This window comes from Erythrobacter sp. AP23, from assembly GCF_001542855.1.
In the GTDB taxonomy this organism is placed as follows: domain Bacteria; phylum Pseudomonadota; class Alphaproteobacteria; order Sphingomonadales; family Sphingomonadaceae; genus Qipengyuania.
Genome location: NZ_LNBY01000017.1, coordinates 195,880 through 211,948 on the forward strand (window position 1 = coordinate 195,880; position 16,069 = coordinate 211,948).

12 protein-coding genes are annotated in these 16,069 nt (G+C 64.7%); 3 read left to right on the forward strand and 9 right to left on the reverse strand.

Annotation, left to right across the window (positions count from 1 at the left end):
• Nucleotides 1-9 precede the first annotated feature (9 nt).
• Nucleotides 10-1,245, reverse strand: coding sequence for a serine hydrolase (locus ASS64_RS10880; RefSeq protein WP_067694087.1), 1,236 nt, complete (start codon nt 1,243-1,245; stop codon nt 10-12).
• Between the two features lie 175 nt (nt 1,246-1,420).
• Here ASS64_RS10880 and ASS64_RS10885 point away from each other — a divergent pair, with 175 nt between their 5' ends.
• Both ASS64_RS10885 and ASS64_RS10890 read left to right on the forward strand, forming a co-directional pair.
• Entirely contained in the window at nt 1,421-3,157 is a 1,737-nt protein-coding gene (locus ASS64_RS10885; RefSeq protein ID WP_067694090.1) for a class I adenylate-forming enzyme family protein, read from the forward strand.
• Nucleotides 3,154-4,380 (forward strand): TetR/AcrR family transcriptional regulator, encoded by a 1,227-nt coding sequence (locus tag ASS64_RS10890; protein ID WP_067694094.1) that lies wholly within the window; start codon nt 3,154-3,156, stop codon nt 4,378-4,380. The genes ASS64_RS10885 and ASS64_RS10890 overlap by 4 nt, the downstream gene beginning before the upstream one ends.
• Here ASS64_RS10890 and ASS64_RS10895 read toward each other — a convergent pair.
• The 3 genes from ASS64_RS10895 to ASS64_RS10905 are packed head-to-tail and all read right to left on the reverse strand — an operon-like array spanning nt 4,372 to nt 7,971.
• Nucleotides 4,372-5,673: an MFS transporter gene (locus ASS64_RS10895; RefSeq protein ID WP_234002384.1), complete on the reverse strand. Its 1,302-nt coding sequence runs from the start codon at nt 5,671-5,673 to the stop codon at nt 4,372-4,374. The two genes, ASS64_RS10890 and ASS64_RS10895, sit on opposite strands and share 9 nt — an antisense overlap.
• Nucleotides 5,670-6,740 carry an acyl-CoA dehydrogenase family protein gene (locus ASS64_RS10900; protein WP_067694097.1) on the reverse strand — a complete coding sequence of 357 codons (1,071 nt, stop codon included), beginning with the start codon at nt 6,738-6,740 and terminating at the stop codon, nt 5,670-5,672. Before ASS64_RS10900 ends, ASS64_RS10895 begins: the two co-directional genes overlap by 4 nt.
• A gap of 19 nt (nt 6,741-6,759) precedes the next feature.
• Nucleotides 6,760-7,971: an acyl-CoA dehydrogenase family protein gene (locus tag ASS64_RS10905; protein WP_067694100.1), complete on the reverse strand. Its 1,212-nt coding sequence runs from the start codon at nt 7,969-7,971 to the stop codon at nt 6,760-6,762.
• Between the two features lie 107 nt (nt 7,972-8,078).
• Here ASS64_RS10905 and ASS64_RS10910 point away from each other — a divergent pair, with 107 nt between their 5' ends.
• Nucleotides 8,079-8,972: a CoA ester lyase gene (locus ASS64_RS10910; protein ID WP_067694103.1), complete on the forward strand. Its 894-nt coding sequence runs from the start codon at nt 8,079-8,081 to the stop codon at nt 8,970-8,972.
• Here ASS64_RS10910 and ASS64_RS10915 read toward each other — a convergent pair.
• From ASS64_RS10915 to ASS64_RS10935, 5 genes are all read right to left on the reverse strand, one after another.
• Nucleotides 8,969-9,703, reverse strand: a complete 735-nt coding sequence (locus tag ASS64_RS10915; protein ID WP_067695204.1) for a 3'(2'),5'-bisphosphate nucleotidase CysQ — start codon at nt 9,701-9,703, stop codon at nt 8,969-8,971. The two genes, ASS64_RS10910 and ASS64_RS10915, sit on opposite strands and share 4 nt — an antisense overlap.
• A gap of 90 nt (nt 9,704-9,793) precedes the next feature.
• Nucleotides 9,794-11,095, reverse strand: coding sequence for a sugar MFS transporter (locus ASS64_RS10920; protein WP_067694105.1), 1,302 nt, complete (start codon nt 11,093-11,095; stop codon nt 9,794-9,796).
• A 109-nt stretch (nt 11,096-11,204) separates the two neighbouring features.
• Nucleotides 11,205-13,583, reverse strand: a complete 2,379-nt coding sequence (locus ASS64_RS10925) for a glycoside hydrolase family 3 protein (protein ID WP_067694108.1) — start codon at nt 13,581-13,583, stop codon at nt 11,205-11,207.
• A 76-nt stretch (nt 13,584-13,659) separates the two neighbouring features.
• The gene (locus ASS64_RS10930; RefSeq protein WP_067694112.1) at nt 13,660-14,868 is read right to left on the reverse strand and encodes an MFS transporter; all 1,209 of its coding nucleotides are present in this window, start codon (nt 14,866-14,868) and stop codon (nt 13,660-13,662) included.
• Nucleotides 14,855-15,916 carry a LacI family DNA-binding transcriptional regulator gene (locus ASS64_RS10935; protein WP_067694115.1) on the reverse strand — a complete coding sequence of 354 codons (1,062 nt, stop codon included), beginning with the start codon at nt 15,914-15,916 and terminating at the stop codon, nt 14,855-14,857. The genes ASS64_RS10930 and ASS64_RS10935 overlap by 14 nt, the downstream gene beginning before the upstream one ends.
• Nucleotides 15,917-16,069 lie beyond the last annotated feature (153 nt).

The window sequence follows — 16,069 nt, forward strand, 5'->3', positions numbered from 1 at the left end:
GGGGTCTCCTCAGGCATATGTTTCGGTGAGGGCGGAATAGATCAGCGTCTTCAATTGCCGCCGGACGGGATAGGTGGACGAGGGATAGACCTGCGTCATGAAAACCATGGTGATCCGCTCCACAGGATCGACGAAGAAGGCGGTCGAATAGGCGCCGCCCCAGTAGAATTCGCCGAGGCTGGAGGGCATCAACGTTTTCGCCGGGTCGATCACCATGGCGAAGCCGAGGCCGAAGCCGGTCCCGGCGTTGTTGGCCTCCGAAAACAGGCTGCTCGACATCTCGGTGAGGTCGGCATTGTCGGGCAGGTGGTTGGTGCGCATCAGCCGCACCGTCTTGGGGCTGAGGATGCGCGCGCCGTCGAGTTCGCCGCCGTTCAGCAGCATGGTGGCAAAGCGGTGATAGTCGGCAGTCGTACCGACGAGACCACCGCCACCGCTGTCGAATGTGCCGGGCTTGTTCAGCTTGCTGGTCGCGCCCGCATTGATCATCTTCGGCGCCTGTCCCGGCCGATAGGAATAGGCATCGACCAGCCGTTCGGCCTGCCCCTCGGCCACGCCGAAGCGCGTGTCGGTCATCCCCAGCGGGTCGAAGATATGCTTCTCGAAATACTCGCCCAGCCGCATCCCGCTGATGCGTTCGACCGCTATGCCGAGCACATCGGTCGAGACCGAGTAGTTCCACCCCTGTCCGGGCGCGAACTCGAGCGGTAGTTTCGACAGCTTGTCGACGAAACCATCGCTGTCGAGATGGTCGCGGGCGAAGTCGAAATTGTGCTCGCGATAGACCGCATCGATATTGTTGCGGTTCTGGAGGCCGTAGGTCAGGCCCGACATATGCGTCAGCAGATCGACGAAGCGCATCGGATGCGCAGGCGCGCCCGGCGCGAAAGGGATCGACCCGCCGCCGCCCGCGTAGACCTTGAGATCGGCGAGCTCGGGGAAAACCCGCGTGACCGGCTCTTCCAGCGCGACCTGGCATTGTTCGACCAGCTGCATGAAGGCGACCGAGGTGACCGGCTTGGTCATGCTGGCGATGCGGAACAGCGCGTCGTCGCGCAGCTCTCGCTCGTCGTCGCCCATCGTGCCCAGCCTGGTGTAGTGTACCGGCTGCCCGTCGCGCGCGACCAGCAATTGGGCGTTCGGCAGGCGACCGCTGTCGACATAGGCCTGGGCAAGGAAGGGCGCGATACGCGCAAGCCTGTCGGCATCGAAACCCAGTGATCCGGCGTCGGCCAGCTCGAACATTGCGCTCTCCTCTCCCGCGCATACCTATGCTTCGGTTTTGCACGAATAGCGATTTCATCTGTTCTTGCCACCCTCATACCTTTCCTTCGAAGGCGGCTTGCCTAGGAGCGCCAAGCGCGGTTAGACCACGGATGGAGAGAGTCGCCCGGACAGAGGCGGCGTATAAGGGGATGCCATGAACGAGCTCGCGCATGCGACCGATTTCGTGTTGCCGACGAACTGGCCTGCCATGTCGAGGGAGAACTGCGTCGAGCGGTTGACCGCTCCGGGCACGCGCTTCGAGATGGACACGATCGACATTCGCGGCGTCCCGACGCGCGTGTGGAAGAATGCGCCTGCGAACCTGCGGTTGGTAGCGATGGCTGCCCGCGCGCATGGCGAACGCCTATTCGCGATCTATGAAGACGAGCGGGTTACCTACGATGCGTGGTTTCGCGCGGTCGCGCGTCTCGCCGCCGAATTTCGCGCGCGCGGGATCGTCAAGGGCGATCGCGTGGCGCTGGCGATGCGCAACCTTCCCGAATGGCCGGTCGCCTTGTTCGCTGCGACCACGATCGGCGCGATCTGCGTTCCGCTCAACGCCTGGTGGACCGGACCCGAGCTGGCCTTCGGGCTCGCCAATTCGGGTTCGAAACTGCTCGTCTGCGATGCCGAACGGTGGGATCGGATCGCGCCCCACCGCTCGGAGTTGTCGGACCTGGCAACCATATTGGTTTCGCGCGGCGAAGGAACGACCGAAGGAACCGGGCGGCTCGAGGACATCCTCGGCACCCCGAACGATTATGCTGCGCTTCCGCAGGCCGAATTGCCGCCGGAAGAAATCGCCCCCGATGACGAGGCGACGATCTTCTACACCAGCGGCACCACCGGCCAGCCCAAAGGCGCGCTGGGTACGCATCGCAATCTGTGCACCAATATCCTGTCTAGCGGATTCAATGCCGCCTGCGCCGCGCTGCGCCGGGGAGAGGAACCGCCGGAACCGGTGCAGAAGGTCGGGCTGACGGTCATTCCCCTGTTCCACGTCACCGCCTGCTCGGCCGGACTGATGGGCTATGTCGTGGCCGGCCACACGCTGGTTTTCATGCACAAGTGGGACCCGGTGAAAGCATTCCAGCTGATCGAGCGTGAGAAGGTCAATCTGACCGGCGGCGTACCGACCATCGCCTGGCAATTGCTCGAACATCCCGAGCGCGGGAATTACGATCTCTCCAGCCTGGAAGCGATCGCCTATGGCGGCGCCCCGGCCGCGCCCGAACTCGTCCGCAAGATCCACGAGGAATTCGGCGCACTGCCTGCCAATGGCTGGGGCATGACCGAGACCATGGCGACGGTCACCGGACATTCGTCGGAGGACTATCTCAACCGCCCCGACAGTTGCGGTCCGCCGGTCGCGGTAGCGGACCTCAAGATCATGTCGGATGATGGCGAGACCGAGCTCCCGACCGGTGAGGTGGGCGAGTTGTGGGCGCGCGGCCCGATGGTGGTCAAAGGATATTGGAACCGTCCCGATGCGACCGCCGAAACCTTCGTCGACGGCTGGGTGCGCACCGGCGACCTCGCCCGGCTCGACGAGGAAGGCTGGTGCTATATCGTCGATCGCGCGAAGGACATGATCATCCGCGGCGGCGAGAACATCTACTCTTCGGAAGTCGAGAACGTGCTCTACGACCATCCTGCTGTGACCGATGCGGCGCTGGTCGGCATCGCCCACCCGACGCTGGGCGAAGAACCTGCCGCCGTGGTTCACCTCGCCCCCGGCACTTCGGCGAGCGAGGAGGAACTGCGTGAATGGGTCGCGGCGCGGCTGGCGAAATTCAAAGTGCCCGTGCGCATCGCCTTTGTCGAGGAGACGCTGCCACGTAACGCCAATGGCAAGATCCTCAAGAAGGACCTGGGGGCCTTCTTCGCGTGAACGGTCCCGCCGCCACCCGCAAGTTCGGCGAGAAGCGCGAGGCGATCGTCCATGCCGCCGCCGTGCTTATCAACGAGGTAGGTGTGCAGGCGACCACGCTGGCGGAAGTGGCACGCGCGATCGGCCTCAATGCGACCAGCGTGACTTATTACTTCCCGCGCAAGGAGCAACTGGTCGTCGCGGTCTATGACGAGACGCTGACGCTGATGGAGCGCATGGCGCGAGAGGCATTGGCGCAGGACGATCCCGCAGCGCGGCTGCGGCACTTCATCGCCGCGCATGTCGCGCTGAGGAAACGAATCCGCGCGGGCGAACGCGGGCTGACCACCGCATTGTCGGAAATCCGCACGCTCGATCCCGAGGTGCAGGACCCGCTGATGGAGCATTACCTGCGAGTAGTCGATCTCGTGCGGCGGTTCTTCGGCGGATGGCGCGATAGAGATCAGCGGGCACTGTTCTCGGCGCGCGCGCATATCCTGCTCGAGGCGATGATGTGGTGGCCGGTGTGGTCGCTGCGCTACTCGGTGCTCGATTTCCCGCGGATCGAGGAGCGGCTGTTCGATGTGCTCGCGCACGGACTGCCCGCGCAGCGCGGCGCTTTCGATCCGCAACCCCTTGTAGGCAGTTGGCGCACGACGGAGGACGACGAGGCGGGCCAGAACGAGGCGTTCCTGCGCGCGGCGACGGTGACGATCAACGAACGCGGCTATCGCGGCGCCTCGGTCAATCGCATCGCCGAGAGCCTCAATGTCACCAAGGGCAGTTTCTACCACCACCACCAGGCCAAGGACGATCTGGTGCTGGCGTGTTTCCAGCAAAGCTACGATCGCCTCTCGGCGGTGCAGATCGCCGGGCGCGATATCGAGACCGACTACTGGACCCGCCTGTCGAGCGTGCTGGCCGAATTGGTCGATTTGCAATTCTTCGATCGCACGCCCTTGCTGCGGACGACAGCGCTGCAGGCGCTCGATGCGGAACACAAGATCGATGTGGTCACCCGGTCGAACCGGCTGGCGCGGCGCTTTGCGGGGATGTTGATAGACGGCATCGCCGATGGATCGGTGCGCGCGATCGATCCGCTGGTGGCGGGGCAGGTCATCATGTCGACGGTCAATTCGGCCTATGAGGCGCGCCATTGGGCCGCCCGCTTCGACCCGCCCGAGGCCTCGATCCGGACCTATCTCTCGGCCATGTCCGAAGGCCTGCTGGCGCCGTCATGCTGAGCCGCGCGGCTCGCGCACGCGCCAGGTCATCAGCGCCAGGCTGGCAATTAGCGAGGCGAAGGCCGCAACGATCAGCGGGGCATAGCCCAGCGCGGCGATGCTGAGGCCCACCAGCACCGGACCGATGGAAGACACGCCACCCTCTACGGTGGTGGTGAGCGCAAGCCGCATGGGGATGTCTTCGTGCTCGCCGAATTCGAGAACCAGCGTGACCGCCGCCATCATCCAGCCCGAAAATCCGAAGCCGAGGAAGACGAAGCTGGCATAGAGCAGCCAGCCGTCGCCCAGCACAAGCAGCAGCATTCCCGCAAGGCTGCTCGCGAGCGCGCCGAGATAGACCGAGCGAAAGCCCCATCGATCGCCGAGCGATCCCCAGACGAGGTTGGACATGGTGTCCGCCGCGAGGAAGGCGAGGCTCAGCGTCCCGATTAATGCCCCGTCGAGGCCGAGCCGGTCGCCGACATAGAGCGTCCAGAAAGGCAGGCCGACCCGGGCGATCGCGGCGAGGCCATGGGCGTAAAGGAAGGCGCGGAAATCGCGGTGCCGAAGCAGTTCGCCGAATTGCCCGATCCGCTCGCGCAACGGCGTGACCGGGCGCAGCCGCGGCGCATCGGGCTCGCGAATGCCCATTTTGAGCACGACGAGCCCGATCGAGGTCAGGACGAAGGCCAGCAGGAAGGTCGTGGCATAGCCATTGCCCAGCCATTGCTGCTCGATGAAATAATGCCCCGCGACCCAGGCGAGACCTGCGGCGATCAATCCGCCCACCGTATTGCGGATGCCTTGCAGGCGTCCGCGCCGGTCGATGGGAATGAGCTTGGCCATCAGCATCTGGAACGCCACCCGCTGCGCGCCGCTGAAGAAGCCCAGCAGCAGGAAACTGGCGAGGGTGACGACCAGCAGCGCAGTGCCCTCCAGCGTCCACGCGGCAAGGGCGAGGGCCAGAACCATGACCCGCATCATCGAACCCACGGTGATCGCGTAAGGCAGGATGCGCTTGCGGCTTTCGACCTGCGCGCCCGAGAGAATGGGCGAAACCGTACCGCCCAACTGCAGCAGCGCGGTGCCCAGGCCAACCGCAGCGGCGCTGCCGGTCAACAGGTAGAGATAGGCGGGGATGATCGTGGGCGCATAGATCAGGCGAAAGCCCGTCATGCCGAACACGCCATGTGTCAGGTTGACCTTATAATTGCGCCGGAGGTTCGCCTCCATAAATGCGCGATGGCGCCCCCAGACGTCGCCGTCGGGGAGCGCCGTGTCATCCTCGCCCGATGAGGCGAGTGCCTCGCTCAATAGCTGGCGAGCTTGGCGAAACGGTCCTTGAGATAGCTCGACGAACCCCAGCTGGCTTCGAGCACGCGGGCGCGCTTGAGGTAGAAGCCGACATCGTATTCGTCGGTCATGCCGATGCCGCCGTGCAGTTGGATGCCCTGATTGCTGATCGTGTGCAGCACGCGGTTGGCTTCCGCCTTGGCGATGGTCGCGGCGCGCGCGACGCCGAATCCGCCATCGACCGCCTGCAGCCCGGCCTCGACCGCGCTACGCATCTGCGCGAGGTCGGCGAAGAGGTCGGCCATGCGGTGCTGCAGCGCCTGGAAGGTGGCGAGCACCTGGTTGAACTGCACGCGCTGCTTCAGATAGTCGAGTGTCGTGTCGAACACCTGCTGCGCCATGCCGAGCATTTCGGCTGCGGTCAGCATGCGCGCCCGGTCGAGCACATCGTCGAGCAGGCTGTCGCCACCGCCTTCGAGCTTCTCCGCCGGCGCGCCGTCGAAACTCACGTCGGCATGGCTGCGCTGGTCGGTAAGCTTGCGCGTGGTTAGCGATACGCCGTCACCCTTTTCGACCAGATAGAGCCCGTCCCTGGCCGCGACGACGAACAGGTCGGCGCCGTGCGCTTCGTGCACGAAGGCCTTCTTGCCGGTCAGCTTCCCGCTCGAAACGCTGGTTTCGATGGCCGAAGGATCGTGATGCGCGGTTTCGTCGACCGCCAGCGTGGCGACCGTTTCGCCGCTGGCGAGCTTCGGTAGCCACTTGGCCTTCTGCTCATCGCTGCCGCCGAGCACGATCGCGCTCGCCGCAATGGTCGTGGCGACCAGCGGGCTGGCGGTCAGCGTCTTGCCGAGTTCCTCGACCACGAGGCCTGCCGACATGAAGCCGAAGTCCGACCCGCCATGTTCCTCGGGGATGATAACCCCGGCCCAGCCCATCTCCGCCATCGTGGCATAGGCATCGGCATTATAGGCATGCGGCTCACCCGCCGCGCGAACCTTGCGGAATTCGGTGACCGGGTTTTCGTTGGTCGCCCATTCGCGCGCCATGTCGCGCAGCATTTCCTGTTCTTCGTTGAGAACTGCCATGTCTGTGTGCTCCCCTCTCTTACTGGTGGTCGAGCATGCCGAGCACGCGCTTGGCGATGATGTTGTTCTGGATCTCGGTCGAGCCGCCGTAGATTGTCGTCGCCTTGCCGAAGAGCCAGCCGCGTACGGCCTCGAGCTCGCCGTCGGTGAATTCCTCGCCCTCCCAGCCGAGGCCCTGAAGCCCGCGGATTTCGATCAGCAACTCGCTGCGTTCCTGGCTGAGCTTGGTGCCGACCTTCTTCAGCACCGAGCTGATCTCGGATACGCCGCCCTGCGCTTTGCTTTCTTCCACCGCGCGGCGGGCGGTGAGCAGAAAGCTGTTCCAGCGGATTTCGAAATCGGCGATCTTGTCGCGCAGAACCTTGTCGGAGAGTTCGCCATCCGCATCGGTCTCGCCATATTTCTTGGCGATATCGCCGAGGCTCTGGCCCATCAGCCGGGCAAGGCTGCCGCCACCCGAGATGTTGGTGCGCTCGTGCTGGAGCAGGCGCTTGCCGATGGTCCAGCCCTGGCCTTCCTCGCCGACGAGATTCTTCTTGGGCACTTTAACATTGTCGAAGAAGGTTTCGCAGAACGGGCTGGTGCCGCTGATCATGGTGATCGGACGGACTTCGACGCCCGGAGCGTCCATGTCGATCAGCATGAAGCTGATGCCGCGATGCTTGTCGCTCTTGTCGGTGCGCACGATGGCGAAGCACTTGTCCGCCCACTGACCGCCGCTGGTCCAGGTCTTCTGGCCGTTGACGATATAGTGGTCGCCCTTGTCTTCGGCGAAGGTCTGGAGATTGGCGAGGTCGGATCCGGCATTGGGTTCCGAATAGCCCTGGCACCAGCGGATTTCGCCGCGGCAGATGGGCGGGATGTGCTCCATCTTCTGCTCTTCGCTGCCATATTCGAGCAGGGTGGGGCCGAACATCATCACGCCCATGCCGCCGATCGGATTGTAGGCGCCGACCTTGGCGAATTCCTGATCGATGATCTTGGCCTGCGCCTTCGTCAGCCCGCCGCCGCCATATTCCTTGGGCCAGGTGGGTGTTCCCCAACCGCGCTCGCCCACGGCCTCGCGCCATTTCGTCTGCGCGGGGCTTTCGTTGGTCGGTCCGTCGACGCCCGACAGAGCATTGGACTTTCCCTTGAGCTCCTCGGGGAAATTGGCGGCGAGGAATTGCTGCACTTCGGTGCGGAAGGCGTCCTCGTCTGCGCGGACGTCGGGTTCTAGCTGGGTCGCCATGATTCTCTCCTAAATCTCCACCGATCTGCATACCGCAAAGCTTACGCTTACGGAAATACGCTAGGGCATGCTTGACGAACGCCGGGCTTTGCGTCTCAAGCACGCGCATGACCGCAATACCCGAACCCCGAATCCGCATGCGCAGCTGGCTTTTCGCACCCGGCGACAGCGACAAGAAAATGACCAAGGCGAGCGAGAGCGAGGCCGACATCGTGATCTTCGATCTCGAAGATGCGGTGGTCGAAAGCGGCAAGGCCGATGCGCGGAGCGCGATAACGCAATTCCTGAGCAAAAAGTCCAAGGAAGAACGCGCGCGGCTGTGGGTGCGGGTCAACCCGCTCGATGGCGACTGGACCGCCGAAGACCTCGCCGCAGTCATGCCGGCGCGCCCGGGCGGGATCATGCTTCCCAAGTCGCGCGGACGGCACGATGTGGAGGAACTCGATCGCCAGATGACCGCGCTCGAGGTCGAGAACGGGATCGAAGCCGGATCGACCCCGGTGATTGCGCTGGTGACCGAAACCGCGGCGGCCATGTTCACCACGGGCGATTACGGCGGCGCGCCGCGACTGGCGGCGATGACCTGGGGGGCGGAGGATCTCGCCGATTCCCTCGGCGCGCAGAGCAACAGGGATTTCGATGGCGATTTCGCCTTTACCTACAAACTCGCGCGTAGCCTGTGCCTGCTTGGCGCGGCGGCTGCCGAAGTGATGCCGATCGAGACGATCGATACCAATTTTCGCGATCTCGAGGCATTGCGCAAACGCGCCATCGAGGTGCGCCGCCAGGGCTATCGCGGCATGCTCGCGATCCACCCGGCGCAGGTGCCGGTGATCAACGAGGCCTTCAGCCCAAGCGAGGAAGAAGTCGCCGAAGCGCGCGAGATCGTGGCGCTGTTCGAGGCCAATCCGGATGCGGGCACGATCGGCTGGAAGGGCGGCATGCTCGACCGCCCGCACCTGTCGCGCGCGCGCCAGCTGCTGGCTCAGGTCGAGGGCTAGGCCGAGAGCTTCGCCACTTCGCCCAGCACCCGTTCGGCCCATTCCGGGCGGCAAATCAGCAGGTCGGGCATGAAGGTGTCGGACTTGTTGTAGACAAGCGGGCTGCCGTCGATGCGGCTGGCATGCAGGCCGTGGGCGAGTGCGACCGCTGCGGGCGCCGCGCTGTCCCATTCGTATTGGCCGCCGGTGTGAAGGTAGATTTCCGCTTCGCCGCGGACCACCGCCATCGCCTTGGCGCCGGCCGACCCCATGCCGATCAGATCCGCGCCGATGGCCTCGGCAACGGCGATGGCTTCGGCGGCCGGGCGCGTCCGGCTGACGACCATGCGCGGCTTTTCGGCGGCGGCAGGGACATCGACGGGGGCATCGCTGCGCAGGACGATGCCGAGGCCGGGTAGGGCGACAGCGCCGGTTTCGGGCCTGCCGCCCACGCAAAGCGCGACATGGACCGCCCAGTCGGTTCGCGCTTCGCCATATTCGCGCGTGCCGTCGACCGGATCGACGATCCATACGCGCTCTTTCGAAAGCCGCTCGGGCGTGTCCTTGCTTTCTTCGGAGAGAAGGCCGTCATCGGGTCGCTGTTCGCGCAGGGCGTGGACGAGGAACTGGTTCGCGGTCTGGTCGCCCGCATTGCCCAGCGCCTTGCCTTCGAACATGCCGCTCTCGCGCACCTCGATCAGAATTCTGCCCGCAACTTGGGCGAGATGCGCGGCCAGTGCGGCGTCGGTCATGTCGATGGTATTCCCGGTGTCCAAATGATCGGGGGTCGCATGGCAGACCGTCGCCGCCTTGCGAACCCCCGAACTTGTGCAGCTGCGAGATCAGCCGATGGCCGGTCGCCGGGCAAAGACCCCGAAGCCGGCGATGATGGCGTAGCACACCACCGGAATCACCATCGCCGCCGCAAGATTGCCGCCAGTCGCATCGGCGACGACGCCGTAAAGCAGCGGGACGATCGCGCCACCGCAGATCGCGACGTTGATGATGCCCGATCCATCGGCCGCGCGCGGTCCCAGCTTTTCGCAGGCGAGCGAGAAGATCGTCGGGAACATGATCGAGTTCATCAGGCCGACCGCCAGCAAGCTGTATGCCGCCACTTCGCCCTCGCCGTTGGCCGAAATGAGGATCAGCAGGATCGCACCCGTCGCGTTGAAGGCGAGGATCTTGCCCGGCGAAAAGATGCGCAGGAAATAGGAGCCGATGAAACGACCGACCATCGCGCCGCCCCAATAGAGCCCGATCATCCAGCCGATCACGCTTTCCGGCTGCCCCAATACGCGCTCTTCGGAAAGGTAGTTGATGATGACCGAGCCGATCGAAACCTCGGCACCGACATAGAGGAAGATGCACAGCGCGCCGTATCCGAAACGGCTGCGCTTCAGCAGGTCGAGACCGGCAAGCCCTTCGGAGGCTTCGTGCTTTTCTCCCTGCAGGCGATTGCGGAACATCCAAACAACGAAGGCGACCAGCGCGATCAGTGCGGCAAGGCCGAGATAGCCCTGCCAGATCGCCTCGCTCTCGGCCTGGCGATAGGCCTGGAGCTCCGCGCCCGACAGCTGGTCGGCGCTGACCGTGGCGAGGCTGCCGAGGATGATTGCCGCCCCGACGATAGGGAAGATGGTGGTGCCGAGCGAGTTGAATGCCTGCGCGAAGGTCAGGCGGCTGTGCGTGGTGCTGGCCGGGCCGAGCAGGCTGATCAGCGGGTTGGCCACCACCTGCACGATCACCACGCCGCTGGCGAGGATGAATAGCGCGAACAGGAAGATGGCATAGGTCGCGGTCTGGCTGGCCGGGATGAACAGCAGGCAGCCGGTCATCATGGTCAGCAGACCCGCCACGGCGCCGCGCATATAGCCGATCTTCTTGACCAGCTTGGCACCTGGAATGCCGATGATCGCATAGGCTGCGAAGAAGCAGAACTGGACCAGCATCGCTTCGGTCCAGCTCAATGTGAAGAGCTCTTTCAGCTTCGGGATAATCACATCGTTGAGCGATGTGATGCCGCCGAAGATGAAGAACAGGCCGAAAACGAAATATTGCAGGCCCGGCGCATTCACATGCGTGCCCTCATCCTCGATCGGATTGGGATCGGTGCTCGTCGCAACGTCGGGTGCGAGTGCCATGTCGGTATCCTCCCTGAAACCGGTATCGCCTTTCGCGACCCGGCCTTTGTCCTCATGCTAGGTGTGGCAGGCTTTTGCCGTCACACAAAACGAATACGAATGTGCTCGCTCAGAACGAGCAATCGGTTCCCTCGGCCACCTCTTCACGGGTGATTGTCGCGATGTCGAAACTGAAGGCGCCCTGGGAGGTGAACGTCAGGCTGTCGCCCAGACCCGCCGCACATTGACCGGTGATGACCATTTCGCGCCAGTCCTTCTCGGCAGCGACGGAAAACGGGTGGGTCAGGTCGACCGTCACGTCGCCCACGGTGAGCGACACCGGCTGGGTCGGGCGCCGCTTGACGCGGTAGACGATACGATAGGCGCCCGAGCCTGCGCCTTCCTGTGCGATGGTCAGCGACGCGCCGGGCGCGAAGGCGATTTCGCGCGAATCTTCCTGCGCATTGCGGTCGATGCCAATCGCGGTCACCCCCGCTGCCGAGCCCCGCAGGTCGGGCAAATCGGTGCTGCCGGCCGTCGCGATCACACCGTCTGCGAAGCGGCCATTGACGAACCATTCGGCGCCCTCGTGTGCGAGCAGCGCGTCGCAGTTTTCGTCGAGCCGGCGCAGCGGCGAGGTGTCGGTGAGAGCGCGGCCATAGCCTACCATAAACAGCGCACCTTCGGGTCCGTTGAGCGGGCCGTAGTCGCAGGTCGCAGGCCAGCTGAAACCGAGCTTGCCGGTCGCGGGAACTGCCCCGGTGAGGACATCGGCAACGCCCGCGCCCTCGCTACCCGGGAGCCACGAGGCGACGAAGGCGTCGGCGGCATTGAGTTCGCGGTTGACCCACATCGGACGCCCGCTGAGGAACACGGCGACGGTCGGAACACCCTCGGCCTCGAACTTGCGCAGCAGGCCGAGCCCTTCTTCGTCGCGGAACGCAAGGTCCTTCCGGTCGCCCGCGAATTCGGCATAGGGTTCCTCGCCGAATACCACGACTGCGACGTCCGGCTTGTCGGTATAGCTCCCGTCCGCGGACAGAACGGCACTTCCGCCGCCGGCTTCGGCTGCGTCCTTCAATCCCTTCCAGATGGAGGTGGCGCCGGGAAAATGTTCGTTATTGTCGAGTTCGAGCCCTCCCTGCCAGGTAAGCGTCCAGCCGCCTGAGGCCTGCGCGATGCTGTCGGCTGCGCTTCCTGCGACGAGGATATTTGCACCCTCGGCCAGCGGCAGCACGCCGTCATTCTTGAGCAGAACCTGCGATTTGGCCACCGCTTCGCGGGCGATCGCGCGATGCTCGCGGGAACCGAGCAATTCATACTCGCCCGCATTGGGCCGGTCGGATGGCTTGACGAATTCGTCGAGCAGCCCCGCGCGCATCTTCACCCGCAAGACCCGGCTGACCGCCTCGTCGAGCACCGTCATCGGGATCGTGCCGTCCCGAACCTGGCGCACAAGCGTGTCGTGCAAACCCTTCCACTCGTCGGGCACCATGTAGATATCCAGCCCGGCGAGGAGCGACTGCGGACAGTCGGTGTTCGTACAGCCCGCGACCTGGCCGTGGCCGTTCCAGTCGCCCACGACGAGGCCGTCGAATCCCAGCTCGCCGCGCAGCACGTCGGTCAGCAATTCCTTGTTGCCGTGCATCTTGCGGCCATTGATCGAATTGAAGCTGGCCATCACCGACTCAACGCCGGCCGCGATCGCGGCGGGGTAGGGCGCGGCGTGGATCGCCTTGAGCGCCTCGATGTCGCCGGTCACCTCGCCCTGGTCGACCCCCTGGTCGGTGCCGCCGTCGCCGAAGAAGTGTTTTGCCGTCGCGATGACATGGCCCGCGCCGAGCCGGTCGGCTTCGCCCTTGCGGCCTTGCAGCCCCTCGACCAGTGCTGCGCCGAGCGGGGCGACGATGGCGGGATCTTCGGAATAGCTTTCGTAAGTGCGCCCCCAGCGATCGTCCTGCGCCACTGCGACGGTGGGCGAGAAGTTCCAGTCGATGCCGGTCACTTCGATCTCGACCGCCGTAGCCTCGCCGATACGCCGGATCAGGTCCGCATCGCGCGTCGCGCCGAGGCCGACATTGTGCGGAAAGATCGTGGCGCGCACCACATTTGTATGGCCGTGGACCGCATCGGTGCCCCACATTGTCGGGATGACGGGCTCGTCGCCCTCCATCGGCTGGACGGAGGCGACATGCATTTCATCGGCATGGCGCAGCCATTCCGAAGCCGGTGCGAATTCGTCGCCATAGGGGCCGCGATTACCGCCGTTGAGATAGCTGCCGAAGCGATAGCGCTCCATGTCCTCGGCGGTGAAGGAGCCGATCTGCGGCTGGATCAATTGCGCGACCTTGCGCTCCAGGCTCATGCGCGCAACGAGATCGGCTACGCGCGCATCTTCGTCCGAAACGGGCGCCGACGCCGCGCGCGGCGTATTCCGAGCTTCCGACGAAACCGTGGTGCAACCCGCCAAACCCATTGCGGCAGCCGTCGCCAGTAGAATCGCTCGCATTCGAAACATCCCTCCACGCATTCCCATTCTTGAGAACGTTCTCAAACACGAGGATTGCCATGGGGTCGCAGCAAAATCAAGCCGCGAGTTCGCTTCGTGGCATGGTCGTGAGCAGGATGGTCGCCAGGGCGGCAAGGCCGGCGAGTAGCCAGAATAGGCCGCCGAAACCGAACACCGGTACCATTGCCAGCGTCAACCAGGGCATGATCAGGCTGGGCACGGTATTCGTCAGGTTGAAAAAGCCGAGATCGCGCGCCCGCCGTGCCGGTCGGGGCAGCACCCTCAGCGTCTGGCTGGAATGCAGAGCCAGGAAGACGCTGGTCGAGAGTCCGAAGATGACGTAACCGGCAATCGCTCCGCCAAGCCCATCGGCAAGCGCCATGATCACGAGGCCTAGGCTTCCGATTCCGGAGCCGATCACCAGCGGAAGGATGGGGCGACCGCGGGCATCGGACCAGCGACCGGTAAGCAAGGCTGCCGGTACCGAGAGGCCGAGCACGATGGCGAAGATGCGCGCGATATCGTTGTCGCCGAAGGTGGGATCGATTCCCGTAATCCAGATAAGCAGATAGGCGAACAGCGCCGCTTCGGCTATCTGGACCAGCAGCCGGGCGAGCCACATCCGCGCGACCGCGCTGCGCTTGACCCGGCCGCGCAATTCGCCGTCATGCGGCGTCTCGACCATCAGCTGCGGCATGGGACGCGGACGTCCGAACAGGACGACCGGCAGCACCATCGCGGCGACCAGGCCTGCGACGAGGCCAAGCCGCCCGTCGGCATCGGCAAGGCCCGGCAGGGTCACGAAGGCGCCCGACAGCGCGCCCAGCGCCGGTGCGAAGGCAAGCAGGCCGCCGAGCAGGCCCTTCTGGTGGTCCGGCACGACGTCGCCCGCCCATGCCGCCAGCGGTGCAAGCATCATGTTGATCGACACCTGCCATATCACGATCACCAGCAGCAGCTGCGCGGGCGTCTGCGCCAGCTGGACCAGTTGCAACAGGGCTCCGGACACGATCATGCCGCCGACGATCCAGGGCTTGCGTGTCCGGGTGATGTCGCTCAGCCAGCCGAAGCCGATATTGGCGATGCTGGCCGCGATCGCCCCGGTAAAGGCGGCATAGGCGAGCAGATCGATGGTCGCCTCGCCCGCCATTGCGCTGGCCCTGAGCGGGAGCAACAGCGTGAGGAAGGGGGCATAGGATACGGAGCCACCCGCGACGGCCAGCGCATACAGCAACAGGAACCGCCGGGACTGGTACTGTCCGGGCGCTGCGTCAGCTGCGGGCATGGTTCGGCGCGCGTGCGGTCGATCCGCGAACGATCAACTCACCCTCGACCACCACCGGTTGATCGGGGGCACCGTTCTTGCGCGCGTCGATGAGCAGTTCGACCGCCCGCGCCGTCGTCGCCGAAATCGCCTGATCGAGCGCGGTGAGGGCGGGGCTGGTGAAGCGCACCACCGGGGTATTGTCGAAGCTGACGATGGAAAGATCCCGCGGCACGTCGAGGCCGCGTTCCCTGGCTACGTCCAGTGCTGCAAGCGCCATCTGGTCGCTACTGGCAATGATGGCGGTCGGTGGATCGTCCCGGTCGAGCAGCGCGCGCGCTGCCGCCAGCCCGCTCTCGAAGCCGAAATCGCCCTGCTCCAGCAGGCCGTCGCAGTCGAGCCCGGCATTTCCCATCGCCTCGCGCCATCCGTCGACGCGCCATGCCGACAGGCTGTATTCGTCGGGACCGGCAACAAAGCCGATCCGCATGTGGCCGAGTTCGATGAGATGGTCGGTCGCCTTGCCAGCGAGCAATTCGTCTCCCATCGTCATGGCGATGCCGGGGCCCTCTTCCTTAGAGCCGATCCGTGCGAAGGGAATGCCACGCTCGGCGAGCAGGCCGGTAATCTGCGGATTTTCCGAGTGCGGCGGAGTGACGATGACCCCGTCGGGCTGCAGCGCCGCAAGCGCCGCGCCAAGCTCGCGCTCGACATGGTCGCTATGCGTGTCGACCAGCTCGAAGATCATGCGATAGCCGCGCTCGGCCGCGGTCAGCATTCCGCCAAGCAGCATCTGGTCGATCCAGTCGCGTCCGTCGCGCGCCCGCCAGTCGGCGATCGTGCGGTCGCGGTCGTTTATGGCGAGGATGAGATAGGACCGCGATCCGCTCATGCGCTGCGCGGCGATAGAAGGAACGTAGCCGAGCTTGTCGATGCTCGCCTGCACCTTCTCTTTCATCGCGGGGCGAACGTTGGGTTCATCGTTGATGACGCGGCTGACGGTCTGGAGGGAAACCCCTGCATCGGCTGCGACATGCTTGATGGTGACTGACTGGCGCCGCCGACCCATAGAATTGAAAACCCCATTCTCGCCCGGCTACGCCTTAACGAAGATCACAGGCCCTGTATTCGATCAGGCGTTTATCCAGCCGCGATTGCGCAACGCTGCGTCGCACAATAAGCAACGGGCCCCGGTCTTGCAACCGAGGCCCGCACTCATTTC

Coding starts and splice junctions, on each gene's coding strand:
- ASS64_RS10905 (WP_067694100.1), bottom strand. CDS start 7,971: ATGGCGACCCAGCTAGAACCCGACGTCCGCGCAGACGAGGACGCCTTC.
- ASS64_RS10900 (WP_067694097.1), bottom strand. CDS start 6,740: ATGGCAGTTCTCAACGAAGAACAGGAAATGCTGCGCGACATGGCGCGC.
- ASS64_RS10925 (WP_067694108.1), bottom strand. CDS start 13,583: ATGCGAGCGATTCTACTGGCGACGGCTGCCGCAATGGGTTTGGCGGGT.
- ASS64_RS10880 (WP_067694087.1), bottom strand. CDS start 1,245: ATGTTCGAGCTGGCCGACGCCGGATCACTGGGTTTCGATGCCGACAGG.
- ASS64_RS10910 (WP_067694103.1), top strand. CDS start 8,079: ATGACCGCAATACCCGAACCCCGAATCCGCATGCGCAGCTGGCTTTTC.
- ASS64_RS10935 (WP_067694115.1), bottom strand. CDS start 15,916: ATGGGTCGGCGGCGCCAGTCAGTCACCATCAAGCATGTCGCAGCCGAT.
- ASS64_RS10920 (WP_067694105.1), bottom strand. CDS start 11,095: ATGGCACTCGCACCCGACGTTGCGACGAGCACCGATCCCAATCCGATC.
- ASS64_RS10885 (WP_067694090.1), top strand. CDS start 1,421: ATGAACGAGCTCGCGCATGCGACCGATTTCGTGTTGCCGACGAACTGG.
- ASS64_RS10930 (WP_067694112.1), bottom strand. CDS start 14,868: ATGCCCGCAGCTGACGCAGCGCCCGGACAGTACCAGTCCCGGCGGTTC.
- ASS64_RS10915 (WP_067695204.1), bottom strand. CDS start 9,703: ATGACCGACGCCGCACTGGCCGCGCATCTCGCCCAAGTTGCGGGCAGA.